The following is a 20,240-nucleotide window of genomic DNA, read 5'->3' as shown; positions in this document are numbered from 1 at the left end:
AAATTAAGCTTCAGCAATTACGATTACTTTGATCGTAGCTGTAACGTCAGAGTGTACTTGGATAGCTACATCGAACTCGCCAGTCTCACGGATAGTACCAAGAGGTAGACGAACTTCTGACTTAGATACCTCAACACCTACTGCAGAGATAGCATCAGCAATATCGCGAGTACCGATAGAACCGAATAGCTTACCTTCGTCACCCGCTTTAGAAACTAGAGTTACTTCAGCTAGTGCTTCTAGTTTTTCAGCGCGTGCCTGTGCAGCAACTAGCTCTTCAGCGATTTTCGCTTCAAGCTCAGCGCGACGTGCTTCGAAAGTTTCAATGTTAGATTTAGTTGCAGGAACTGCTTTACCCTTAGGGAATAAGAAGTTACGTGCGAAGCCAGATTTAACATTAACCTGATCACCTAGGCTACCTAGGTTTGCAATTTTGTCTAGTAGAATAACTTGCATGTCTCTACACCTTTTAAAAACTAGTAATCAGCTGCTTACTTGTGTAAGTCAGTGTATGGAAGAAGGGCTAGGTAGCGAGCACGCTTGATAGCAGTTGCTAGCTGACGCTGGTATTTAGCGCTAGTACCTGTGATACGGCTAGGTACGATTTTGCCACTTTCTGTTACGTAGTTTCTAAGAGTAGCCAGATCTTTGTAATCAATTTGTTGTACGCCTTCCGCTTTAAAACGGCAGAACTTACGACGTCTGAAATAACGTGCCATGAGTAATTTCCTCAATTAATTCTTTCAATATGTTGTGCGTGCAATACCAGCTGACTCAAGCCATTTCGGCTCTCGTGGCGATTTATAAAACCGCGAACTTGTAATGCTTGCCCAACGTATAAATGCTCAGTTTGGTTTCGGAACTGTTCTCCACTGGCAACCACTTGAATACGCACGTAGGCATTTCGAGTAAGGTCAGCCTCTAATTGCATTGATTTGTGCTCAAGTACAAATATGCAATGTGGGATCCCAGCTGGGCTTTGACTAAATTTAGGTGTTTTACAAATCACGCCCGAAAGCAGATATTGATTGGTATACAGGTCAACCTGATTACTCACCATTACCTCGAAAGGTTAGTCAAATCCGAAATCAACAACGATTAAGCAGAAGCTGCTTCTTTTTTCTCTTCTTTTGCAAGAGGAGACGCTTCAGTTACCGCGTTTTTAGTACGCATAACTAGGTTACGAAGCACTGCATCGTTGTAGCGGAAAGAAGTTTCAAGCTCGTTGATTACTTCAGTTGGTGCTTCAACGTTCAATAGAACATAGTGTGCTTTGTGAAGCTTTTCGATTGGGTAAGCCAGTTGACGACGACCCCAGTCTTCTAGACGGTGAATAGTACCGCCAGCTTCAGTGATAGCACCAGTATAACGCTCGATCATACCAGGTACTTGCTCACTTTGGTCTGGGTGAACCATGAATACGATTTCGTAATGACGCATGGATATTCCTTACGGTTAGTATAGCCTTGTCCCGTTTCGGCCAGTCGGGGTAAGGCAAGGAACGATAATAGTAAGGCCGAAAGAGCGCGTATTTTACGCGTAGCATTAAAATTAAGCAATCAGTTTGTTATGAAAAATTGGTGGAATAAGACTATATCTGCAAGGTTTTTTTAGAGTGATTGAAAAACAAGGATATTTAGGAGAGTTGGAGCGGCACACGAGGTTCGAACTCGTGACCTCGACCTTGGCAAGGTCGCGCTCTACCAGCTGAGCTAGTGCCGCATCACATCATATTCTTTATTTTTCCAGTCGAATATAAACTGAGAAGTTTGGAGCGGCACACGAGGTTCGAACTCGTGACCTCGACCTTGGCAAGGTCGCGCTCTACCAGCTGAGCTAGTGCCGCATCACATATTTAGCTCTGGATTTGTCGGTAACTACGCTAGGTCGCGTCTTCACCTGTAGCAGCTGAGCCTGTGCTGCATCACATTTTTTAGTTTATACACCTAAAGTAAGTGTTTGGAGCGGCACACGAGGTTCGAACTCGTGACCTCGACCTTGGCAAGGTCGCGCTCTACCAGCTGAGCTAGTGCCGCATTCCATAGTTAGCTCATTATGTTGTCGATAATAACGCAAGGTCGCGTCCTTACCTGTAGCAGCTGAGCTAGTGCCGCATTCCATAGTTAGCTCGTTACGTTGTCGGTAATAAAGGCAAGGTCGCGTTGATTACCTACTGCAGCTGAGCTAGTGCCGCATTTCATTTTTAGTTTATACACCTAAAGCAAGTGTTTGGAGCGGCACACGAGGTTCGAACTCGTGACCTCGACCTTGGCAAGGTCGCGCTCTACCAGCTGAGCTAGTGCCGCATTCCGATATAGCTCTTAGTTTTCCGCTGGGCGCAACCTTGAGGTCGCGTCTAACGTTTTAGCAGCTGAGCTAGTGCCGCATCACATCATATTCTTTATTTTTCCAGTCGAATATAAACTGAGAAGTTTGGAGCGGCACACGAGGTTCGAACTCGTGACCTCGACCTTGGCAAGGTCGCGCTCTACCAGCTGAGCTAGTGCCGCATTCCGATATAGCTCTTAGTTTTCCGCTGGGCGCAACCTTGAGGTCGCGTCTAACGTTTTAGCAGCTGAGCTAGTGCCGCATCACAATATTTAGCTCTATATTGTTCGGTAACTACGCTAGGTCGCGTTTTACCTATAACAGCTGAGCTTATACTGCTTTATTAATGCTCAAGAAACCCCGCAAGGCTTGTCATCTCAAGCGGGGCAGGATTCTACAAGATAAAATTTGCTTTGCAAGTGTTTTTTAAACTTTGAAGAATTTTTCTTGGTAAACTTTCAGCTCCATGATGGAGTCTTTGATATCATCCAGTGCTAAGTGAGAGCTTTTTTTCTTTATCTCACCCAATAGCTCAGGCTTCCAGCGTCTCGCAAGTTCTTTTATCGTACTGACGTCCAAATTGCGATAGTGGAAATAAGCTTCTAGCTCTGGCATGTATTTGTTGAGGAATCTACGGTCTTGACCAATAGAGTTACCACACATTGGTGAAGCACCTGGCGGCACCCACTCTTTAAGGAAATCTAGTGTTTGCTTAACTGCATCTGCTTCCGTGAACTTACTCGCTTTACAGCGAGCAGTCAGACCTGAGCGACCATGTTGATTGGTGCACCACTCATCCATATTGTCCAACAGCTCATCACTTTGATGAATTGCCACTACTGGACCTTCAGCTAAAACATTGAGATCACCGTCTGTGATCACCGTCGCGATTTCTAAGATTTTATCTGTTTTCGGTTCTAGCCCCGTCATCTCTAGATCGAGCCAGATCAAGTTTGATTCATGAAAAGTCATACTTTACCTTAGCGGTACTTTCCTTTAGATCCAATGCAATTAGATATATCATATTAGTTTAAACACTCGACCTAAAGCTTTTTTTACCATGCGCGGCGTTTTATTGATTTATAGCCTAAATTTGAACGCTCTGCACGCCAAAGCTTAAACAGATTATAAACATGGCAAAGAAAAAGAAACTCAGTAAAGGCCAATCCCGTCGGATTAGAGCCAATCATCAGAAGCGAATCGATAAAGCGAAAGAGACAGAGGTATCTGATGTTTCATGGCAAAACGACAACTTAGGGCCAACAGAAGCCGCAGTGGTGATCAGCCGCTTCGGCCAACATGCGGATATAGAAACCACAGACCAAGAGGTTTTGCGTTGCAATATCCGTCGTACCGTAACAAGCTTAGTTTGCGGTGATGAAGTCATTTTTCGTCGTGCCAAGGTCAGTGATGGTGACTTAGCCGGCGTAATTGAGGCTGTACATGAAAGGCGCACACAACTCACTCGTCCGGATTTTTATGACGGTGTGAAAGTTGTCGCTGCGAATATTGACCAAATATTGATGGTGTCGGCCGTTGTGCCCGAATTCACCCCTCAAATCATCGATCGCTATTTAGTCGCTTGTGAGGATATGGGGATAGAGCCGATTTTATTACTCAATAAAATTGATTTGCTTGACCAAGAAAGCCTCGAATATATTGATGAAGTCTTAGATATATATCGTGAGCTTGGCTATCGCGTACTGTTAGTCAGTACAAAATCAGGCGAAGGCATTGACGAGTTAAAACACATGCTTGAGGACAAAAATAACATTTTTGTTGGACAATCAGGGGTTGGCAAATCAACGTTGGTCAATACGGTACTGCCCAATGCAGATATTCTCACCAAAGAAGTCTCCGAAAATAGCGGCTTAGGGCAACATACAACCACAGTATCGCGCTTACACCACTTGCCGTCCGGTGGAAACCTGATCGACAGCCCAGGGATCCGTGAGTTCGGCCTATGGCACTTAGACGTGGAACGCGTCACTTGGTGCTTTAAAGAATTTAGAGAGTTTATTGGTGGCTGCCGCTTTAGAGACTGTAAACACCTGAACGATCCGGGATGCTTACTTCGTGAAGCCGTAGATGAAGGTAAAATCAGCGAATTACGTTTTGAAAGTTACCATCGTATTTTAGAATCTATGGCTGATGGCCGCGCAGGTGCGCGCGCGCCGAGAGTCTGATAATATTTGCTAAATTGGCTCAATGACTTGAGCCCTATAGTCACTTCGCAATACAAAAACCGAAAGTGACAAGACTAATAATTAGGAACTGTTAAAAGTGAATTTGGATAAACTAAAAATTGCCATGCAATATGCATTACCTAAACATGCGGTTTCTCGTTTGGTTGGTAAGCTTGCCGCAGCAGAAGCTGGCGCCTTAACCACAAAGCTAATTAAGCTGTTTATCAAACAATATAAAATCGACATGAGCGAGGCATTGCACGAAGATCCAGCTCACTACAAAACCTTTAACGAGTTTTTTACCCGTCCACTGAAGCCAGGGATCCGTCCTTTGGCAGAAGATAGCGATATCCTTGCCCACCCAGTTGATGGTGCAATCAGCCAACTTGGTGATGTCGTCGATGGTCAAATTATCCAAGCTAAGGGTCACAACTACAGCTTACAGACGCTGCTAGGCGGTAAAGAAGAAGACGTTGCGCCTTATGTTGGTGGTAAGTTTGCAACGATTTATCTAGCACCGAAGGATTATCACCGTATCCACATGCCGGTTGATGGCACACTTCGTAAAATGATTTATGTACCGGGCGACTTATTCTCAGTAAATCCACTTACTGCGCAAAATGTGCCTAATTTATTTGCTCGTAACGAGCGAGTTGTTGCTATTTTTGACACTGAGATTGGTCCGCTTTCTATGGTATTGGTTGGTGCAACTATCGTCGCTAGCATTGAGACGATTTGGGCCGGTACAGTGACACCACCAGCCGGAAGAGATGTCTTTACTTGGACATATCCAGCAGAAGGTGACAACGCGATAACGCTGAAAAAAGGCGAAGAGATGGGTCGCTTTAAGCTTGGCTCTACCGTGATCTTAGCGTGGGGGGCAAATAAGGCTGAGTTCTTAGATGGCCAAAACCCAGAGACCGTCACACGCATGGGTACGCCTTTCGCAAAAATAGCAGAGTAGACCACTGTATTAGTGGCTTGAAACTACTTCAAGCCACAACAATCACACTCGGGGTTTTTACTGAGCCCATACTGCTTTTGCTGCAAACTCATACCATCTAGCGTACAAAATACGCTCCCTTGGTGATGTCCAAGTAGCACGTTTATGGTCAATAAAGCTTGCTGCGCACCGATCACCCCCAGTAATGGACTAATGACGCCAAAGTTGTCACAACTCTCCACTGGTGTTTGCGAACCCTCAGGGAAAACGCAAGCATAACAAGGTGACTCAGCCCTAAAATCAAAGCACATGAGTTGGCCCTGCGTGGCAATCGCAGCGCCAGCTATCAACACCTTGCTCGCTTGATGACAATACCTATTGAGCAAATAACGGGTAGTAAAGTTATCGCTGCAATCCAAGACAATATCGGCATCACGGAGTAACTCGGCGACGTTCTTATCGGTCAACCTCGCATTTATTGGTACTAGTGTGATCTCGTTATTAAGACTTGCCAGCACCTTTCCTGCTGCTTTGGCTTTTTGCTGACCAAGGTGGTTCACCTTATACAGAATTTGCCTTTGTAAGTTAGACAATTCCACGTCGTCGTCATCAACAAAAGTAAGCTTACCAATGCCACTCGCCGCTAAGTAAAACAACGCGGGACTTCCCAACCCACCGCAGCCAATCACAGCCACATGCGCCTGTTTCAATGCGAGTTGGCCTTGCTCACCAACCTCTTTTAACAGCAAATGGCGACTATACCTTAGCCGCTCTTTGTCATTGAGTTCAATCATGCCGCGCCATAGCTTGCTTTAATTCAAGTACAGCTTGCTCTGGGTCTTGAGCCTCAGTGATAGCTCTTACAACCGCAATACTAGATACGCCAGTTGCAGCCACTTCTGGCACGCGACTTAGATCAATGCCTCCAATGGCGACTGTTGGATAGCTGCTTTGCATCAAAGGTACAAAATGTGTCAGCTTTTCCAGCCCTTGGATTTGGCCGGTCATGTCTTTGGTCGTGGTTGGGTAGATAGCACCAAAAGCCAAATAACTAGGGCGATAGTTATGTGCCCTGAGCATTTCATAAAAACCATGGGTCGAAATGCCTAAGCGCAGCCCTGCCTCTTGGATGGCAACAAGATTAGCTTTATCGATATCCTCTTGGCCCAAATGAATTCCATAAGCGCCGTGTTTAATCGCTAACTGCCAGTAGTCGTTAATAAACACCTTCGCATCGTATTTTTGTCCAAGTGCAATGGCGGTTTGTATTTCAGCTTCGAGATTAGCTTGCTCTGGATCTTTAATTCTCAGCTGCACCGTATCGACACCTAAAGCAAGGCACTTTTCCACCCAGTCAGCGCTGTCCACCACGGCATAAAGGCCAATAGGGTCGTCAATGCTGGCAAAGCCAGCGGCAAAATTAAACTCCTCAGGTAATGCAAACTCTAGTTCATCAGCAAGCCAAGAGCCCGCTTCTATCACTTGCGGGTAATCATTGAGATCAACAGGAAAACTCGTATGCGCAACAGGGCCCACGCCTTCACCATAACGTATCGCCGCTTTTAGCCCTGCATTGATGTATGCCTTAGCGAGAATAAAAGCATCTTTAAATGGGTACTCCTTGGCCATACATGCCGCGATCACTGACGATAAACTACACCCAGTACCATGGCTATGCGGTGTTTGAATTTTCTCATTGCCAAGCCAATACTCGGTATCATCCGCTAAGCCATAATCAATGCAGTAGCCTTTTGGGTAATCCCAATGACCGCCTTTAATGATCACCGACTTTGCACCGAATTCACGCAATTTGGCAGCAGCCTCTTTGACAGCATCAGGACCTATCAAATACACGCCTGTCAGCAGCTGAGTTTCGTGTGTATTGGGTGTAATGATATCCACCAGCGGTAATAAATGGGTTTTTAACGCATCCACCGTGTCTTCTTCGGTTAATGAATCCCCGCTGGTCGCGATAGCTACTGGATCATAAACCACAAGCGGCGGCTTTTCCCATGTTGCTTTATAATGCTCGAGGTGTTCAGCAATCAGTTGGATCTGCTGAACATTGGCGAGCATACCAATCTTTATCACCGTTGCAGGCATATCTTGCGAAAGCGCCGTCAGCTGAGAGTCGATAACCGTGGTCGAAACCGGGTTTAACGCCTCCACCCCTAAACTATTTTGCGCCGTCAACGCAGTTACTACGGTACAACAATGAACATTAAAGCTCTGCGTTGCTTTGATATCCGCTTGAATACCAGCGCCGCCGCCAGAATCAGAACCCGCAATACTCCAAACGATATGTGACAAAGAGAACTCCTTATATAGTTATCCGCAATTCAAGTTAGTTTGTGTGCCAAAAAGGCATGCCTAAGGTTGGCGTAGAAGGTGATGCCACCTCTTTTTGTGGCATTGCTTTTGCCAAATAAGACAGACGCCCTGCAACCGTGCTGGCTTCAAACGCTTTTGCCATGGTGATAGGACAGCCCGCCCCTGCCACTGCCGAATTTAATAATACGGCATCATAACCCAGCTCAAGTGCTTGGCAAGCATGAGACGGCAAACCGAGTCCCGCATCGACAATCAAGGTTTGATGGGGTAAACGTGTGCGAATGGTTTGCAGGTTATATGGATTTAACAGCCCTTTTCCCGTACCAATTGGCGCGCCCCAAGGCATTAAAACCTCGCATCCCAGCGCATCCAAACGCTGACACAGCACCAAATCATCAGTACAATAGGGCAATACCTTAAAACCGTCTTTTAGCAAAATTTCGGTGGCTTCGAGCAATGCAATTGGGTCTGGCTGTAAGTTATATTCATCACCAATGAGTTCAAGTTTAATCCAATCCGTGGCAAACACTTCCCGGCACATCTGCGCCAAGGTCACCGCTTCTTTTACGCTGTGACAGCCTGCCGTGTTTGGTAAGACTCGTAGTCCCATCTCTTTGATAAGCGACCAAAAGTCATCACCCGCCTGCTTAGTTTGCTGGCGTCTCAGCGACACAGTAACAATCTCAGCACCCGAGGTGGCGATGGCTGCCTGCATTACCTCCGGAGAAGGATAAAGTGCCGAGCCAATTAACATGCGGCTAGTAAATTGTTCACCATAAATAGTGAGCTTAGTATCAGTCAAAGACTGCATATTTATCCCCCTTGAATTGGCGATAAAAGCTCAATCTTATCACCGTCGCTCAATGTCACGCTTGGCAGCTCCGTACGGGAAACAAAAGTACCATTAAGCGCGACGGCAAAAGGCGGTTTGGCACCTCTGGCTTCAATAAATTCCTGAATATTTTGCTCGCGGTTGATATTAATCGTTTCGCCATTAAATTCGACTTTCATAATAACTCCTTAGATAGTGCTTGTTTCACGATAAGCGGTGCCAGCAAATAACCGTGTCTGTATAGACCATTGATACTGATCACATTACCTTGTTGTTCAATTTTGGGGTGATTATCTTTAAACGCAGGTCTAAGCCCTGCTAATAAAGACAATACTCGCGCTTCGGCAAACCCACGATGAACTGAATAAGCAGCAGAGAGTAATTCGAGTGTAGAACGTACCGTTATCTCACCATTATCTTGCGACTCAATTTCCGTCGCACCAATAACAAACTGATGGTCTGGCTTTGGCGCAATGTAAATGGGGTATCTTGGGTGCATCAAGCGCACAGGTCGAGTCAAGGTCACTTCTGGGGCATAAATTCTCGCCACTTCGCCGCGCACGCCACGAAGCCCATTACACGTGGCTTTCGCACCAAGACCGCGACAATCAATTACCCAGTCATACGCTTGACTAAGCTTCGCCTTTTGCACTTCATCACAATGAACACCGTAGTTAATCTCTACCCCTTGCTGCGTCAATGTTGCCGCACTACTTTGATAAAGCGCCTGATTATCAAGCTGGCCTTCGCAAGGTAAATACAAGCCTTGATGGAAGACACCGCCAAGCTCTGGTTCCAATTGCGCGATCTGAGCACCATTTACCACTTCCGCGCTATGATCTTTTAACGGTTTTAAGCGCTGCTGAAAACTCACTAAATCACCACGGTCTTGACCATGTGCCACAATAAGAGAGCCTTGCTGCTGGAAAAATACCGGGCTTTCCAGTTTCGCCAGTAATTGTGGCCAAAGTTTCATGGACTCCAGCCCTTGCAGCGCCAACGCTTCATCGCATATCACAGACTCAGCCAAGGGCGCTAACATGGCCGCCGCCACACTACCTGCTGAGCTCTCCCTACCTTGCTTTGCTTGTTCAAACACGCTGATTTGATAACGCTCAGCGAGCATCAATGCAGCAATGCGCCCAGTTAAGCCAAAACCCAAGATAGCAACACGTGCTTGAGTAGACATAGCTACACTCCTAAAATTAGCCACCCGACGGGGATCAAGGTGGCTATGATGGGATAGGTTATATCGCTTTGTGGTAAAGCTCAGAGCCTGATTGCTTAAACTCTTCCGATTTTGCTTTCATCTCAGCTTCAACATCCACCATTTTAATGCTGATCTCTTCGCCTACATTATTAGGGTCGATGCCTCGCGCTTCTAACGCTTTCGCATAGTCACGCACATCCTGAGTGATCTTCATCGAGCAGAATTTAGGACCACACATAGAGCAGAAGTGAGCAACTTTGCCCGATTCTTGCGGCAAGGTCTCATCGTGATATTCACGAGCACGCTCTGGATCTAGACCGAGATTAAACTGATCGTGCCAGCGGAACTCAAAGCGTGCTTTAGACAGCGCATTGTCACGAACTTGAGCACCCGGATGGCCTTTCGCCAGATCCGCTGCATGCGCCGCGATTTTGTAGGTGATCAAACCTTCTTTTACATCTTCTTTATTCGGTAAGCCTAAATGTTCTTTTGGTGTCACGTAGCACAGCATCGCACAGCCATACCACGCAATTTGCGCCGCACCGATCCCTGAAGTGAAGTGATCATAACCCGGAGCGATATCAGTTGTGAGTGGACCAAGCGTGTAAAATGGAGCTTCATCGCAGTGCTTTAGCTGCTCTTCCATATTCTCTTTGATCATATGCATCGGCACATGTCCTGGGCCTTCAATAAAGACCTGAACATCGTGTTTCCACGCAAGCTTAGTCAACTCACCAAGGGTACGCAGTTCGCTAAATTGCGCTTCGTCATTGGCATCGGCAATAGAACCCGGACGCAAACCATCACCCAATGAGAAACAAACATCGTATTGCTTTAAGATTTCACAGATGTCTTCAAAGTGCGTGTAGAGGAAGTTTTCTTTGTGATGCGCTAAACACCACTTCGCCATAATTGAACCACCGCGAGACACAATACCGGTCACGCGTTTTGCCGTCATCGGCACGTAACGCAGTAGTACTCCCGCGTGGATAGTAAAGTAATCCACGCCTTGCTCAGCTTGCTCAATCAAGGTATCGCGGAAGATCTCCCACGTTAGATCTTCAGCAACACCATTTACTTTTTCTAGTGCCTGATAGATTGGAACCGTACCGATAGGCACTGGAGAGTTACGTACCACCCACTCGCGGGTTTCATGAATGTAGCGCCCTGTCGACAGATCCATTACGGTATCTGCACCCCAACGGGTCGACCATACCATTTTTTCCACTTCTTCTTCGATAGAAGAAGTCACTGATGAGTTACCGATATTGGCGTTAACTTTTACTAGGAAGTTACGTCCGATGATCATCGGCTCGGTCTCAGGGTGATTAATATTGTTTGGCAGTACAGCACGACCACGGGCAATTTCATCACGCACAAATTCAGGCGTAATAAACTCAGGAATACTGGCTCCAAACGATTGGCCTTTGTGTTGCTGCGCGAGCAATTCTTCACGCAACTTAGCGCGTCCCATATTTTCACGGATCGCTACATATTCCATTTCAGGCGTCACTATGCCTTGACGGGCGTAGTGCATTTGCGTGACATTTTTACCCGCCTTAGCACGGCGAATTTTAGGTAAATGTTCAAAGCGAATATGGTCAAGCCCTTCATCCGCCATACGCTGCTGAGAAAACTGTGACGTCACCGACTCTAGCATTTCGGTATCATCGCGCTCAACTATCCACTGCTCTCTAAATTTAGGAAGACCAGCACGAACGTCAACCGGCACTTCAGGATCTGTGTATGGACCTGAAGTATCATAAACACGAATGGGATCGTTTGATTCAAATACCGGATTTTCTTCGGTGCCACCAACAAACGAATCACTTAGCGTGATTTCACGCATACCAACGCGTACGCCTGCTTGTTCTCCCTCCACATAAACTTTATGTGAGTTTGGAAAAGGTTGGCCTTTAAGGTTATGGATAAATTCTGCCGCGGCTGCTCGCGCTTCACGACGACTTAGCTTGCTACTATTGTTTGACATGACGTTCCTCTTATTTTCATACAAAGGTGTCTTGTCAGATCTCCAAAAGGAGAGAGACGAGGATAGTCCTCGGGTAAGGTGGATAGCAATAAACCACTATTGCTACAGACAAACGCAACGCGTTTGCTGTCTTGTTCCCTACGCAGGCATTAACCTGATCAGGTCCACGGATCCCGCAAAATGCGATCTCAGCCCGAATATCTGCACACAAATTTGCTGCAAAAACTCAAGGCACTCCGACAAGTAACGAATTAGCGCCAGTCTACTTGCTAACACGAAAGCTCGCAAGCACTGACACTGGAATTCTTATTTTCAGCTTATTGTTTAATAAAACTAAACTGAGGTTTTCCTTTCAAGGTCAACTTATTAGCATTTACTTCAAGCAAGACACCAATTTGTAATTGGTTGATAAGCTGTGATTCAACCTGAGCGATTTCTTCACCACAGTATTTACGCGTCATGCCTAAGTTTTTAACTTTTAGCTGCCCTTCGACAATTTCGCCTTCGCCAAAAAAGCGATTACAACCCGCAAAACCGTTGACCTGCAGTGCGTCGATAAAACGAATATCAATAGGCTTTTCACCAAGTCCAGCGTCTGATTGTAACTGCGTAATATGTTGACCATTTATACTCTGTAACTGCCAAGCGGAATACTTAAGCGCTTCCGTGTCTACCTTCCCTGTCGATATACATCCACTTAGCGCCATTATTGCGCCGATTATGCTGATGAATTTCATGGTAAACCATCTATTTTATGCCCTGAGTTTATTATAACGTTTCAAGACACAAAAATTGCAGTAAAATTCTGTAAAATTGTCTTACCTGAATATTTTAACACCAACTATTTCACAAATTGCTGCTCTTCAAATAAGTGCGTAATAGCGTCTGGTAAAAACGGTCTACCGCGCTCATTCACCGAAGTCCCTGTTACCACAGCATCTAGCATGAGCTTATCGTCATGCGCTCTTATTACTTTTTGCTTAAATGCGAACTTTACTCTGCTTTCACGCTCGAGTGCGACTTCAACATAAAACTCATCACCTGGGCGTAACGAGTCTTTGTAATTCATTTCGCTCCGAATAACGACTAAGTTCACTTTTTGCTCAGCAAGCGCTGCAAAATCAACGTTATTCGCCAGTAAAAACTCATGCCTTGCATGCTCTAAATAATTAAAATACACGCTGTTATTAACTATTCCCTGTAAGTCACACTCGTAATCTCGGACTTTAAAATCGACTTTAAAACTCATATCTGGCCTATTTGTTTAACATTTTCGGGCTAACATATAACACAATTTCACTGTCAACTGGTCTGGCTTTTGTTAAACTGTGCCCAATTAAAAATGGGACAAAGATTAAGCATGAAGTTAAAACTCTCTACGATCACCTTGGCACTGCTGCCATTTTTCTCTCATCAGGTACTTGCCGACGATAACCTAGAAACCATTGTCGTCACCGGCGATTTTCAGAATGAAACTATCCAGACATTAAGTGCAAGCGCTTCGGTGGTGGACGAACTCACTATCGCTAAACGTGGTGCGCAATATTTAGATGAGATACTAGGTGCCACCGCTAACGTTAACTTTACGGCAGGTGCATCTCGTGGTCGCTTTATGCAAATCCGTGGTATCGGCTTACGTTCACAGTTTGTTGATCCTATTTATCCCAGCGTTGGCTTATTAATTGACGGTATTAATTATTCAGGATTAGGCGCAAGTGCGCTGCTTTTTGATACTGAGTCAGTGATAGTGTATCGCGGCCCTCAAGGCACTAAATTCGGTTCAGATGCTTTAGCTGGAATCGTTGAAGTAAATACCCAAGCCGCCACCACAGCGCCATCATTAAAAGTGAAATTAGGTGCAGGCAATTACGGTAGCTATGAAGCAGGCCTTGCTGCTGGCACTGGATTAAGCGACGACACCGCAGTGCGCGTCAGCCTTTATCAGCGAGAGTCTGACGGTTACGTAGATAACCTCTACCTAAACAAACCCACTCAGCAACAAGACGAGCAAGTAGCAAGAGTGAAACTTAACTCTCAAGTGAGCGACAACCTCGCACTAGAGTTCGCTTATCACCATATTGATACTGAAAACGGGTACGACGGTTTTACCCTAGATAATTCACGTAACAGCGTCGCTGATACCCCGGGCCAAGACAACCTCAGCTCCGATGCGTTTTCACTACGCGGAATTTACACTCGCTCAGACTTATTCAATGTCGAATTTAAAGTATCTGGGCTAGATGCTGATACTTTATATAGCTACGACGAAGATTGGGTATGTAACGACGCAGCTCAACCAGCGCTATGTGCAGCAGGCTTGCACCCAGAAGGATACAGCTCAACCGATGCCTACGAGCGTAACCATGAAAATGGCAATATAGAGTTTTTAATCAAAGATAAGCAAAATGACTGGGTGGTAGGTGTTTTTGCAAAGCGTAACGATGTTGATTTGACCCGTCATTACACTTGGCTTGAGAACCCATTTACGTCAGCATACACCGTAGAAAGTAGAGCGATTTTTGGTCAATACGTACATCACCTATCTGACAAAACCCGTCTTATCGGTGGCCTTCGCGCGGAGCAATATGACGCTGACTATTTAGATAGTAACGGCTTTACCATTGAAACCGATGATGTAATGTGGGGCGGAAAAGTTGCACTTGAATATCAAGTTGTACCGCGCACGATGATCTACACCAGCCTTACTCGTGGTTACAAAGTCGGCGGTGTAAACGGCGAAGCACTGGCAAAAGCCAAAGATGAAGGTTTAAACATTCCGGCCGAACACCATTACTTTGACCCTGAGTATGTTTGGAACGCTGAGTTTGGCGTAAAAGGTGAATCTGAAGACAAACGTCACCTTGTGCGTGTTACCGCGTTTTATATGCAACGCGATGATATCCAGTTAAAGCAATGGCAAGTTTCTAACCAACAATTTGCAGGCTACATCGACAACGCCAGTAAAGGCAGTAACTACGGCCTAGAAGTTGAAGGCAACCTACAATACACGGACCGCCTTGGTTTTAGCTATAGCGCAGGCTATTTAGAGACCGAGATTGAAGACTTTGTGGCTGCCAGTGGCCTAAACCTTGATGGTCGTGACCAAGCACAAGCGCCAAATTATCAATACTCGTTTGCCGTCAATTACGAGTTAATGGATAACCTCGTGGTTGAATTGGGGGTGGAAGGCAAAGACAACTATTACCTCTCGGACAGTCACAACGAGCAAGCACGCAATCATAACCTGATCAACGCAAGCCTTAGTTACTATGGCGACAACTGGTCATTAACGGCTTGGGGTAGAAACCTAGCAGACGAAGACATTGTAGTACGTGGCTTTAGGTTTGGTAATAATCCACTAGACGGCTGGCAAGACAATACCTATGTACAGTACGGCGAGCCGCGCGTTTATGGTCTAAGTTTTACTTACGAACTGTAGTACGACCCGTTTATCGCCTACACATCAGGCGATAAACGGGCACAAAAAGAAAAAAGGGGGAACGTAAAATTAGAGTAAAACGTTCCCCCTCACCGCAAAAACTCAAAAAGCAATTACCCTTTTAGTTACTCCATGCTTGGGGCACTGGAATACACCAACTCAACCAGATTATTCATCGTTTTTGACTTCTGCATGTAAGCCTTTTCCATATGGGCAAGCTCTTGCAGTTCAAACAAGGTTGTTTCCACCAGTGCTAACCATTTGGTTGTGGTGTCTGGCACCTCGTCACCCTGCCTTGCCGCCTTCTTGAGGGCATCGTAATAAATCGTTAAGTCATGATATTGGCGTAGATAATCCATATTGCTCTCCAACATGTCACTTTATTTCACACTAAAGTAACAAAAGCTTCGGGCAAAAATCTGCGCGAAGAAAATTTTTTTGAATTTATTTGTAAATTAATTAAAAACGCCAGCACCATCATAGCAACACCTCCGTTGACTCAAGAGTTACTCATCTCAGGCTTCGCCTAAAAAATCGAGCGAAGACTCATTAAATGCAACAAAATGTTCATTTTTCGACTGAATAGGCTTGAAAAAGAAAATTTCTACGATAGACTCGCGTTTACGGTTTAGATACAAAAATGCAACTTGGTTAAGCGAACAATAGAGACAAACAAATAGCATACATCCGGCTACATAGGGACTAATGCTGTTTGTGACGCGAGTGCGACAGGCAAAAAGGATTGAGTTGGTGGGGAAATTTGATAAGCGCTTTACAGGAGACGACCTGCGCCGCATGCGCAAAGTCGCTGGCAAAACCACGCAAGAAATGGCTAACTTGGTCGGCGTGGAGCGTGGCACTTACGAAAACTACGAAAAAGGCGTCAGCAAATTTCCCTACGAATATTTTGAAGTATGGTGCGACGCCTGCGGCATCAACCTTAATCCACTTAGAGAACAAATCCTTGCCTTAAGAGACAAAATTGACGACGCCAAGTTATGGCGCAAGTCTCCAACACCACGAAATAGCAAATCAAGTAACGAGGATAATAGCTAATGAAAGACGCGCACTTTCATTGCCCCTCACCACAATGGCAAACAATAAAGTTACGAATAAGGTCCATTTGCAACACAATGTTTTCAACTTTATTGTTAAGGAGTAAAGTGGAGTGGAAACTAAACACCGCAAAACTTAACTTAGAAAGGACGTCATTATGCGCTTTTTTATAAAAAATATAGCTAACCGACTCGTAACTTTAACAGCACTTTCCCAAAAACAAGCTAACAGGGTATCTGGTGGATCGCTTGGGCCAAAAGTAAAAGATCCAAAACTCGAAAGTGACTCGGCAGCGCCAAGTAGAAAGTTATCACTGAATATAAATTCGATCAATCAAGTGACTGGTGGAAGTCATGGAGATAAATTAGATGATCCAAAGCTCGATAAGCCCTCATCTCGCGGAATTACAACTAGTCCATTACTAAAGGGAAATAAATGAAAAACTCTTGGTACTTTTTTCTATTGGTGATCTTAATGACAGCTGCATTTGCAGCTATTCATTATTATACTGATTTTGCCTACCAAATTCACACAATGGTACTTTTGGTTGTTTTGACATGTCTCTCTCGTCAGTTAGTGAATTTGCAACATATATCAGTGGCGCTCCTTGCAATTACAGCCGTTGAATATGTTTTAATCAAGTATATCTTGGAATTAAGTGCCTCAGGGTTACCTGCGTATCAAGGAAATGGTTTTATTTTTGGGAGCCATTTTATTGTAGACTTCGTGACCCTGTTATTTCTTAAATATCGCGTTAGCTTGTCTTTACGCTATATCAAGCATACTAGTTCAAATAATTGGCGTTCCATATATATGACTCATGCAGACCCTATCCTATATGGCATTTACTTTGCGTTTATTCTAGTTGACCTCGCGGCCTTCGGTGAAAATATTATTCGTAATTTAGAACATTTCGGCGTAGATGAAAGCTTTGCCAAACAATTCTGGAGCTGGGGCTTAATATACTATAACTACGAAATCCTAAAGTCGATTTTACTCTCCTGCGTAGTCACCACCATACTAGCTACCATTTTTGTCGAACGACAGCGCCCTGATACGCCAGATGAGGAATTAGAAAGCGAACCCAAATAGGGCAATAGCTTGTAAAAAATAAAGCCCGCTCCCGCGGGTTTTATTTTTTATTCTACTCAGGTGTAAGGCTAAAACTGCATCCCTTCTTCAAAATCGGACACTTTGACTAAGTTAACGCCAGTCGCCTTCTCCTCAAAAAAGATATCCGCAATTTTTTGATGGACAAAGACATACTTCAGACCACCAGCTTGTTTAAATATCAAACGCTCTTCCTCTGGGATTTTATCCAATACTTCACTATCTAAGTGGTATTTATAAACGTCGATTCTCGACATAAAGTATGGATCTGCTAATTCTTCTTTCGTCGCTTTCTCTGTTTTAGACTTTTCTCTATCCCAACAATCCAGTTCTTGCCAAAAGTTCATGCACCAATAATCTTCGTGATAGTTACCACCATCGTCAATGTAAACAGCTGGATATAGCTGCATCCCGACAAAATTAAAGAGCTTTAACCGTTCTCTAATTTTTGAGCTAACGATAGGGATCGTAGCGTCTAGTAAAACACTGGGGATAGGACGTATAACTCCATTCGCATTATCTTTATCTCTATACGCATTTTCGAAAAATAGCGGTTCTTTCCCCCAAACTAACTGTTCAAACTCATAATCTCTATCCGCCGACTTTTGCAAAGCAGTAAGGTGCAATGTTACTTCGCAATAATTTTTTAAAATGATGTAATATTGGTCGTTAAAATCTCTTGTCATTGCACTTCCAACCTTTATGTAAAGTAGGCTCCTAACTAGTTGGCAAACTAAAACTGCATCCCTTCTTCAAAGTCGGATACTTTGACTAAGTTAACGCCTGTCGCCTTCTCCTCAAAAAAGATATCTGCAACCGTTTGATGAACAAAAATATACTTTACACCACCAGCTTGTTTAAAGATCAAACGTTCTTCTTCTGGGATGTTGTCTAACACTTCACTGTCTAAATGATATTTATATATCTCACAGTCCTCTAAATAATCTGGATCTAACATTTCTTCTGCTGTGAATGTTTCTATCTTTGACTTTTCCCGATCCCAACAGTCAAGTTCTTGCCAAAAGTTCATATACCAATAGTCTTCTATATAAGCTCCTTCATCATTAATAAAAACAGCAGGATAAAGTTGCATATCTTTTAGATATAAAAACTTTAACTTATCTCTTATTTTTGAGTTTATAATAGGTACTGTAGCATCAAAAAATACGTCCAAAATTGGACGTGTAAAATTATTTAAAGCATCCCTTTCCTTGTAAAAGTTCTCAAAAAAAAGAGGATCATCTCCCCAATTAAGCTTTTTAATACCAAAGTGACGAGTCGCACTTCGCTCTAGCGGCATTGTATACAATGTATTTTCATTGTAATCCGTGAGAAGTATATAGTATTCTTCATTGTAATTTTTTGACATTTAATTTTATAGTTCTAGATTTGCATCCCTTCTTCAAAGTCAGATACTTTAAAAAAGCGTATTCCTGTAATATTATTTTTCAAGAAGTAGGTGACAAGTTTTTCATGTATAAATATATGGCTATAAAAACCCCCACCCATCTTAAATATCATACGATTATTTTCTGGGATTTTATTTAGTACACTTTTATCAAGGTGATATTTTAGTACTTTCGTATCTTCAATATCTCTTCCAGCTTTTAGAGGTCGAGTGATCGATTTATCTTTATCCCAACAATCAAGATACTGATAAATATTTAAATACCAGTATCCTTCATCCCACCCTGTTGATTCAATAACTATAGCAGGACATAGCTGAATACCGTGCAAATCATATTTATCCAACTCTTTTTTTATATTGTTGTTAACAACAAAGCTCGGCCCGTCGAACATTACGTCTGTTTTTACTGAAGCAATACCCAGCTTTTTATTTCGCTCTTGAAAGCTAGGCTCAAAGAATATAGGCTCTCCTTCTTTGGCTATTTCACCATAAAAAAAATAGCCATCAGACTTTTTATTAATCGATAATCTCATTTGCTCTTCATAGCTATTACCACAAGCAACGTAGTAAACTTCATTGAACCCGCTCATTCCCTTGCCCTTAAATTACATTTTACCGTTGCAATCTCGATAGTTTTTACACATTTTCCACTGCTAGCTTTGAATGTATTTCACTACTATGCTCTCTATCACTTACGTCACAATTCGATGCATCCAGCTAATGCTATAAAGCTAAAACTGCATCCCTTCTTCAAAGTCGGATACTTTGACTAAGTTAACGCCAGTCGCCTTCTCCTCAAAAAAGATATCCGCAATTTTTTGATGGACAAAGACATAACCCATATCATCGGGCCCCATTTTAAAAATCAGCCGCTCTTCTTCTGGAATTTTATCTAATACATCACTATCAAGGCTGTACTTGTAGGTCGACAAACCGTCAGCTAGAGGATCTAATTTTAGTTTTTCCATCGCTCGCTTTGAAAATTTGGACTTTTCTCTATCCAAGCAGTCCAACTCTTCCCAAAAATTCATACACCAAAGATTTTCATGGTAGGTATTATTGTCATCAATAAAAACCGTAGGGTATAACTGAACATTACTAAAGTTATAGAATTTTAGTTTGTTTCTTATACTATCGTTTAAAATCGGGATAGTCGCATAAAATGATACATCAGGTAATACGCAACAACGGCCTAAATTTTGATACTCATCCTTAAAAGCATTTTCAAAAAACAAAGGCTCTTCTCCCCATTCCAACCTCTCAAAGTCAAAATTCCTTCTCGCTGTTTTCTTCAACGGTTTTAAGTACATTGCCAATTCATTAAATCTGGGAATAATTATAAAATAAGCCGCATTGTAGTTCACTAAACTTCCTTTTTTGTAATATACAACGAAAAAATTATAACAT

Annotated in this window: 24 protein-coding genes, 5 tRNA genes and 1 riboswitch; of the genes, 6 read left to right on the top strand and 23 right to left on the bottom strand. The window is 43.7% G+C overall.

Annotated features, from left to right (window positions below):
- Window positions 1-3: 3 nt before the first annotated feature.
- The 10 genes from rplI to orn form a co-directional block, all read right to left on the bottom strand.
- Window positions 4-456, bottom strand: coding sequence for a 50S ribosomal protein L9 (gene rplI, locus DS891_RS18225; protein WP_010368808.1), 453 nt, complete (start codon window positions 454-456; stop codon window positions 4-6).
- Between the two features lie 35 nt (window positions 457-491).
- Window positions 492-719, bottom strand: coding sequence for a 30S ribosomal protein S18 (gene rpsR, locus DS891_RS18220; RefSeq protein ID WP_002962753.1), 228 nt, complete (start codon window positions 717-719; stop codon window positions 492-494).
- Between the two features lie 11 nt (window positions 720-730).
- Entirely contained in the window at window positions 731-1,060 is a 330-nt protein-coding gene (gene priB, locus DS891_RS18215; RefSeq protein ID WP_010368809.1) for a primosomal replication protein N, read from the bottom strand.
- Window positions 1,061-1,098: 38 nt separating this feature from the next.
- Window positions 1,099-1,440 carry a 30S ribosomal protein S6 gene (rpsF, locus tag DS891_RS18210; RefSeq protein WP_010368810.1) on the bottom strand — a complete coding sequence of 114 codons (342 nt, stop codon included), beginning with the start codon at window positions 1,438-1,440 and terminating at the stop codon, window positions 1,099-1,101.
- Between the two features lie 206 nt (window positions 1,441-1,646).
- Window positions 1,647-1,722: transfer RNA gene (locus tag DS891_RS18205), tRNA-Gly, on the bottom strand.
- Window positions 1,723-1,770: 48 nt separating this feature from the next.
- Window positions 1,771-1,846, bottom strand: a tRNA-Gly gene (locus DS891_RS18200).
- A gap of 114 nt (window positions 1,847-1,960) precedes the next feature.
- A tRNA-Gly gene (locus DS891_RS18195) sits at window positions 1,961-2,036 on the bottom strand.
- 194 nt (window positions 2,037-2,230) lie between these two features.
- Window positions 2,231-2,306 (bottom strand) — tRNA-Gly (locus DS891_RS18190).
- A 128-nt stretch (window positions 2,307-2,434) separates the two neighbouring features.
- Window positions 2,435-2,510: transfer RNA gene (locus DS891_RS18185), tRNA-Gly, on the bottom strand.
- A 244-nt stretch (window positions 2,511-2,754) separates the two neighbouring features.
- Entirely contained in the window at window positions 2,755-3,300 is a 546-nt protein-coding gene (gene orn, locus DS891_RS18180) for an oligoribonuclease (RefSeq protein WP_010607090.1), read from the bottom strand.
- 161 nt (window positions 3,301-3,461) lie between these two features.
- Here orn and rsgA point away from each other — a divergent pair, with 161 nt between their 5' ends.
- Together rsgA and asd are read left to right on the top strand one after the other, a co-directional pair.
- Window positions 3,462-4,514: a small ribosomal subunit biogenesis GTPase RsgA gene (gene rsgA, locus DS891_RS18175; RefSeq protein ID WP_010607089.1), complete on the top strand. Its 1,053-nt coding sequence runs from the start codon at window positions 3,462-3,464 to the stop codon at window positions 4,512-4,514.
- A gap of 97 nt (window positions 4,515-4,611) precedes the next feature.
- The gene (gene asd / locus DS891_RS18170) at window positions 4,612-5,478 is read left to right on the top strand and encodes an archaetidylserine decarboxylase (RefSeq protein WP_045965938.1); all 867 of its coding nucleotides are present in this window, start codon (window positions 4,612-4,614) and stop codon (window positions 5,476-5,478) included.
- A gap of 23 nt (window positions 5,479-5,501) precedes the next feature.
- Here the strand turns inward: asd and DS891_RS18165 are convergent, their stop codons facing one another.
- The 8 genes from DS891_RS18165 to DS891_RS18130 all read right to left on the bottom strand — a co-directional run bounded on the left by DS891_RS18165 (window position 5,502) and on the right by DS891_RS18130 (window position 13,069).
- Window positions 5,502-6,251 carry a HesA/MoeB/ThiF family protein gene (locus tag DS891_RS18165; RefSeq protein ID WP_174170551.1) on the bottom strand — a complete coding sequence of 250 codons (750 nt, stop codon included), beginning with the start codon at window positions 6,249-6,251 and terminating at the stop codon, window positions 5,502-5,504.
- Window positions 6,244-7,767, bottom strand: coding sequence for a thiamine phosphate synthase (thiE, locus tag DS891_RS18160; RefSeq protein WP_174170550.1), 1,524 nt, complete (start codon window positions 7,765-7,767; stop codon window positions 6,244-6,246). The genes DS891_RS18165 and thiE overlap by 8 nt, the downstream gene beginning before the upstream one ends.
- A 34-nt stretch (window positions 7,768-7,801) precedes the next feature.
- A complete protein-coding gene (locus DS891_RS18155; RefSeq protein WP_102057619.1) occupies window positions 7,802-8,599 on the bottom strand; it encodes a thiazole synthase in 798 nt (265 codons plus the stop codon).
- Between the two features lie 2 nt (window positions 8,600-8,601).
- Complete coding sequence (gene thiS, locus DS891_RS18150) at window positions 8,602-8,799, bottom strand: sulfur carrier protein ThiS (RefSeq protein ID WP_010368823.1); 198 nt, start codon at window positions 8,797-8,799, stop codon at window positions 8,602-8,604.
- Entirely contained in the window at window positions 8,796-9,809 is a 1,014-nt protein-coding gene (locus DS891_RS18145) for an FAD-dependent oxidoreductase (protein ID WP_174170549.1), read from the bottom strand. Before DS891_RS18145 ends, thiS begins: the two co-directional genes overlap by 4 nt.
- A 58-nt stretch (window positions 9,810-9,867) precedes the next feature.
- Window positions 9,868-11,820 carry a phosphomethylpyrimidine synthase ThiC gene (gene thiC / locus DS891_RS18140; RefSeq protein ID WP_010607083.1) on the bottom strand — a complete coding sequence of 651 codons (1,953 nt, stop codon included), beginning with the start codon at window positions 11,818-11,820 and terminating at the stop codon, window positions 9,868-9,870.
- Between the two features lie 118 nt (window positions 11,821-11,938).
- Window positions 11,939-12,069, bottom strand: a riboswitch (TPP riboswitch).
- Window positions 12,070-12,137: 68 nt separating this feature from the next.
- Window positions 12,138-12,557 (bottom strand): META domain-containing protein, encoded by a 420-nt coding sequence (locus tag DS891_RS18135; protein WP_010607082.1) that lies wholly within the window; start codon window positions 12,555-12,557, stop codon window positions 12,138-12,140.
- Window positions 12,558-12,661: 104 nt separating this feature from the next.
- The gene (locus tag DS891_RS18130; protein ID WP_010607081.1) at window positions 12,662-13,069 is read right to left on the bottom strand and encodes a thioesterase family protein; all 408 of its coding nucleotides are present in this window, start codon (window positions 13,067-13,069) and stop codon (window positions 12,662-12,664) included.
- 111 nt (window positions 13,070-13,180) lie between these two features.
- Between DS891_RS18130 and DS891_RS18125 the strand changes: the two genes are divergently transcribed.
- On the top strand, window positions 13,181-15,259 hold the full coding sequence (locus DS891_RS18125; RefSeq protein ID WP_174170548.1) for a TonB-dependent receptor: 2,079 nt from the start codon (window positions 13,181-13,183) through the stop codon (window positions 15,257-15,259).
- A gap of 125 nt (window positions 15,260-15,384) precedes the next feature.
- Here DS891_RS18125 and DS891_RS18120 read toward each other — a convergent pair whose 3' ends face one another.
- The gene (locus tag DS891_RS18120) at window positions 15,385-15,618 is read right to left on the bottom strand and encodes a hypothetical protein (protein WP_010607079.1); all 234 of its coding nucleotides are present in this window, start codon (window positions 15,616-15,618) and stop codon (window positions 15,385-15,387) included.
- A gap of 346 nt (window positions 15,619-15,964) precedes the next feature.
- Here DS891_RS18120 and DS891_RS18115 point away from each other — a divergent pair, with 346 nt between their 5' ends.
- From DS891_RS18115 to DS891_RS18105, 3 genes are all read left to right on the top strand, one after another.
- Window positions 15,965-16,315, top strand: coding sequence for a helix-turn-helix transcriptional regulator (locus DS891_RS18115; protein ID WP_174170547.1), 351 nt, complete (start codon window positions 15,965-15,967; stop codon window positions 16,313-16,315).
- Between the two features lie 157 nt (window positions 16,316-16,472).
- A complete protein-coding gene (locus tag DS891_RS18110; RefSeq protein ID WP_254605947.1) occupies window positions 16,473-16,754 on the top strand; it encodes a hypothetical protein in 282 nt (93 codons plus the stop codon).
- The gene (locus DS891_RS18105; RefSeq protein ID WP_174170546.1) at window positions 16,751-17,407 is read left to right on the top strand and encodes a hypothetical protein; all 657 of its coding nucleotides are present in this window, start codon (window positions 16,751-16,753) and stop codon (window positions 17,405-17,407) included. Before DS891_RS18110 ends, DS891_RS18105 begins: the two co-directional genes overlap by 4 nt.
- A 68-nt stretch (window positions 17,408-17,475) precedes the next feature.
- On the opposite strand, the gene DS891_RS18100 is transcribed toward DS891_RS18105, so the two are convergent.
- The 4 genes from DS891_RS18100 to DS891_RS18085 form a co-directional block, all read right to left on the bottom strand.
- Window positions 17,476-18,111 carry a DUF1629 domain-containing protein gene (locus DS891_RS18100; protein ID WP_174170545.1) on the bottom strand — a complete coding sequence of 212 codons (636 nt, stop codon included), beginning with the start codon at window positions 18,109-18,111 and terminating at the stop codon, window positions 17,476-17,478.
- 47 nt (window positions 18,112-18,158) lie between these two features.
- Entirely contained in the window at window positions 18,159-18,794 is a 636-nt protein-coding gene (locus tag DS891_RS18095; RefSeq protein WP_174170544.1) for a DUF1629 domain-containing protein, read from the bottom strand.
- 14 nt (window positions 18,795-18,808) lie between these two features.
- Entirely contained in the window at window positions 18,809-19,423 is a 615-nt protein-coding gene (locus tag DS891_RS18090; protein ID WP_174170543.1) for a DUF1629 domain-containing protein, read from the bottom strand.
- 141 nt (window positions 19,424-19,564) lie between these two features.
- Window positions 19,565-20,197, bottom strand: a complete 633-nt coding sequence (locus DS891_RS18085; RefSeq protein WP_286122605.1) for a hypothetical protein — start codon at window positions 20,195-20,197, stop codon at window positions 19,565-19,567.
- Window positions 20,198-20,240 lie beyond the last annotated feature (43 nt).

The sequence above is a fragment of the Pseudoalteromonas sp. JC28 genome (assembly GCF_013319255.1).
GTDB lineage: Bacteria > Pseudomonadota > Gammaproteobacteria > Enterobacterales > Alteromonadaceae > Pseudoalteromonas.
Note: the sequence above shows the minus strand (reverse complement) of the source record. Positions and strands in the feature narration are given on the sequence as shown.

Excerpts from the sequence above, each read along its gene's own strand:
- thiC (WP_010607083.1), bottom strand. The coding sequence starts at position 11,820 with ATGTCAAACAATAGTAGCAAGCTAAGTCGTCGTGAAGCGCGAGCAGCC.
- DS891_RS18095 (WP_174170544.1), bottom strand. The coding sequence starts at position 18,794 with ATGTCAAAAAATTACAATGAAGAATACTATATACTTCTCACGGATTAC.
- DS891_RS18165 (WP_174170551.1), bottom strand. The coding sequence starts at position 6,251 with ATGATTGAACTCAATGACAAAGAGCGGCTAAGGTATAGTCGCCATTTG.
- DS891_RS18145 (WP_174170549.1), bottom strand. The coding sequence starts at position 9,809 with ATGTCTACTCAAGCACGTGTTGCTATCTTGGGTTTTGGCTTAACTGGG.
- rpsF (WP_010368810.1), bottom strand. The coding sequence starts at position 1,440 with ATGCGTCATTACGAAATCGTATTCATGGTTCACCCAGACCAAAGTGAG.
- thiS (WP_010368823.1), bottom strand. The coding sequence starts at position 8,799 with ATGAAAGTCGAATTTAATGGCGAAACGATTAATATCAACCGCGAGCAA.
- rplI (WP_010368808.1), bottom strand. The coding sequence starts at position 456 with ATGCAAGTTATTCTACTAGACAAAATTGCAAACCTAGGTAGCCTAGGT.
- DS891_RS18155 (WP_102057619.1), bottom strand. The coding sequence starts at position 8,599 with ATGCAGTCTTTGACTGATACTAAGCTCACTATTTATGGTGAACAATTT.
- orn (WP_010607090.1), bottom strand. The coding sequence starts at position 3,300 with ATGACTTTTCATGAATCAAACTTGATCTGGCTCGATCTAGAGATGACG.
- DS891_RS18115 (WP_174170547.1), top strand. The coding sequence starts at position 15,965 with ATGCTGTTTGTGACGCGAGTGCGACAGGCAAAAAGGATTGAGTTGGTG.
- rpsR (WP_002962753.1), bottom strand. The coding sequence starts at position 719 with ATGGCACGTTATTTCAGACGTCGTAAGTTCTGCCGTTTTAAAGCGGAA.
- DS891_RS18125 (WP_174170548.1), top strand. The coding sequence starts at position 13,181 with ATGAAGTTAAAACTCTCTACGATCACCTTGGCACTGCTGCCATTTTTC.
- DS891_RS18090 (WP_174170543.1), bottom strand. The coding sequence starts at position 19,423 with ATGAGCGGGTTCAATGAAGTTTACTACGTTGCTTGTGGTAATAGCTAT.
- DS891_RS18120 (WP_010607079.1), bottom strand. The coding sequence starts at position 15,618 with ATGGATTATCTACGCCAATATCATGACTTAACGATTTATTACGATGCC.
- priB (WP_010368809.1), bottom strand. The coding sequence starts at position 1,060 with ATGGTGAGTAATCAGGTTGACCTGTATACCAATCAATATCTGCTTTCG.
- DS891_RS18105 (WP_174170546.1), top strand. The coding sequence starts at position 16,751 with ATGAAAAACTCTTGGTACTTTTTTCTATTGGTGATCTTAATGACAGCT.
- DS891_RS18130 (WP_010607081.1), bottom strand. The coding sequence starts at position 13,069 with ATGAGTTTTAAAGTCGATTTTAAAGTCCGAGATTACGAGTGTGACTTA.
- DS891_RS18135 (WP_010607082.1), bottom strand. The coding sequence starts at position 12,557 with ATGAAATTCATCAGCATAATCGGCGCAATAATGGCGCTAAGTGGATGT.
- rsgA (WP_010607089.1), top strand. The coding sequence starts at position 3,462 with ATGGCAAAGAAAAAGAAACTCAGTAAAGGCCAATCCCGTCGGATTAGA.
- DS891_RS18110 (WP_254605947.1), top strand. The coding sequence starts at position 16,473 with ATGCGCTTTTTTATAAAAAATATAGCTAACCGACTCGTAACTTTAACA.
- DS891_RS18100 (WP_174170545.1), bottom strand. The coding sequence starts at position 18,111 with ATGACAAGAGATTTTAACGACCAATATTACATCATTTTAAAAAATTAT.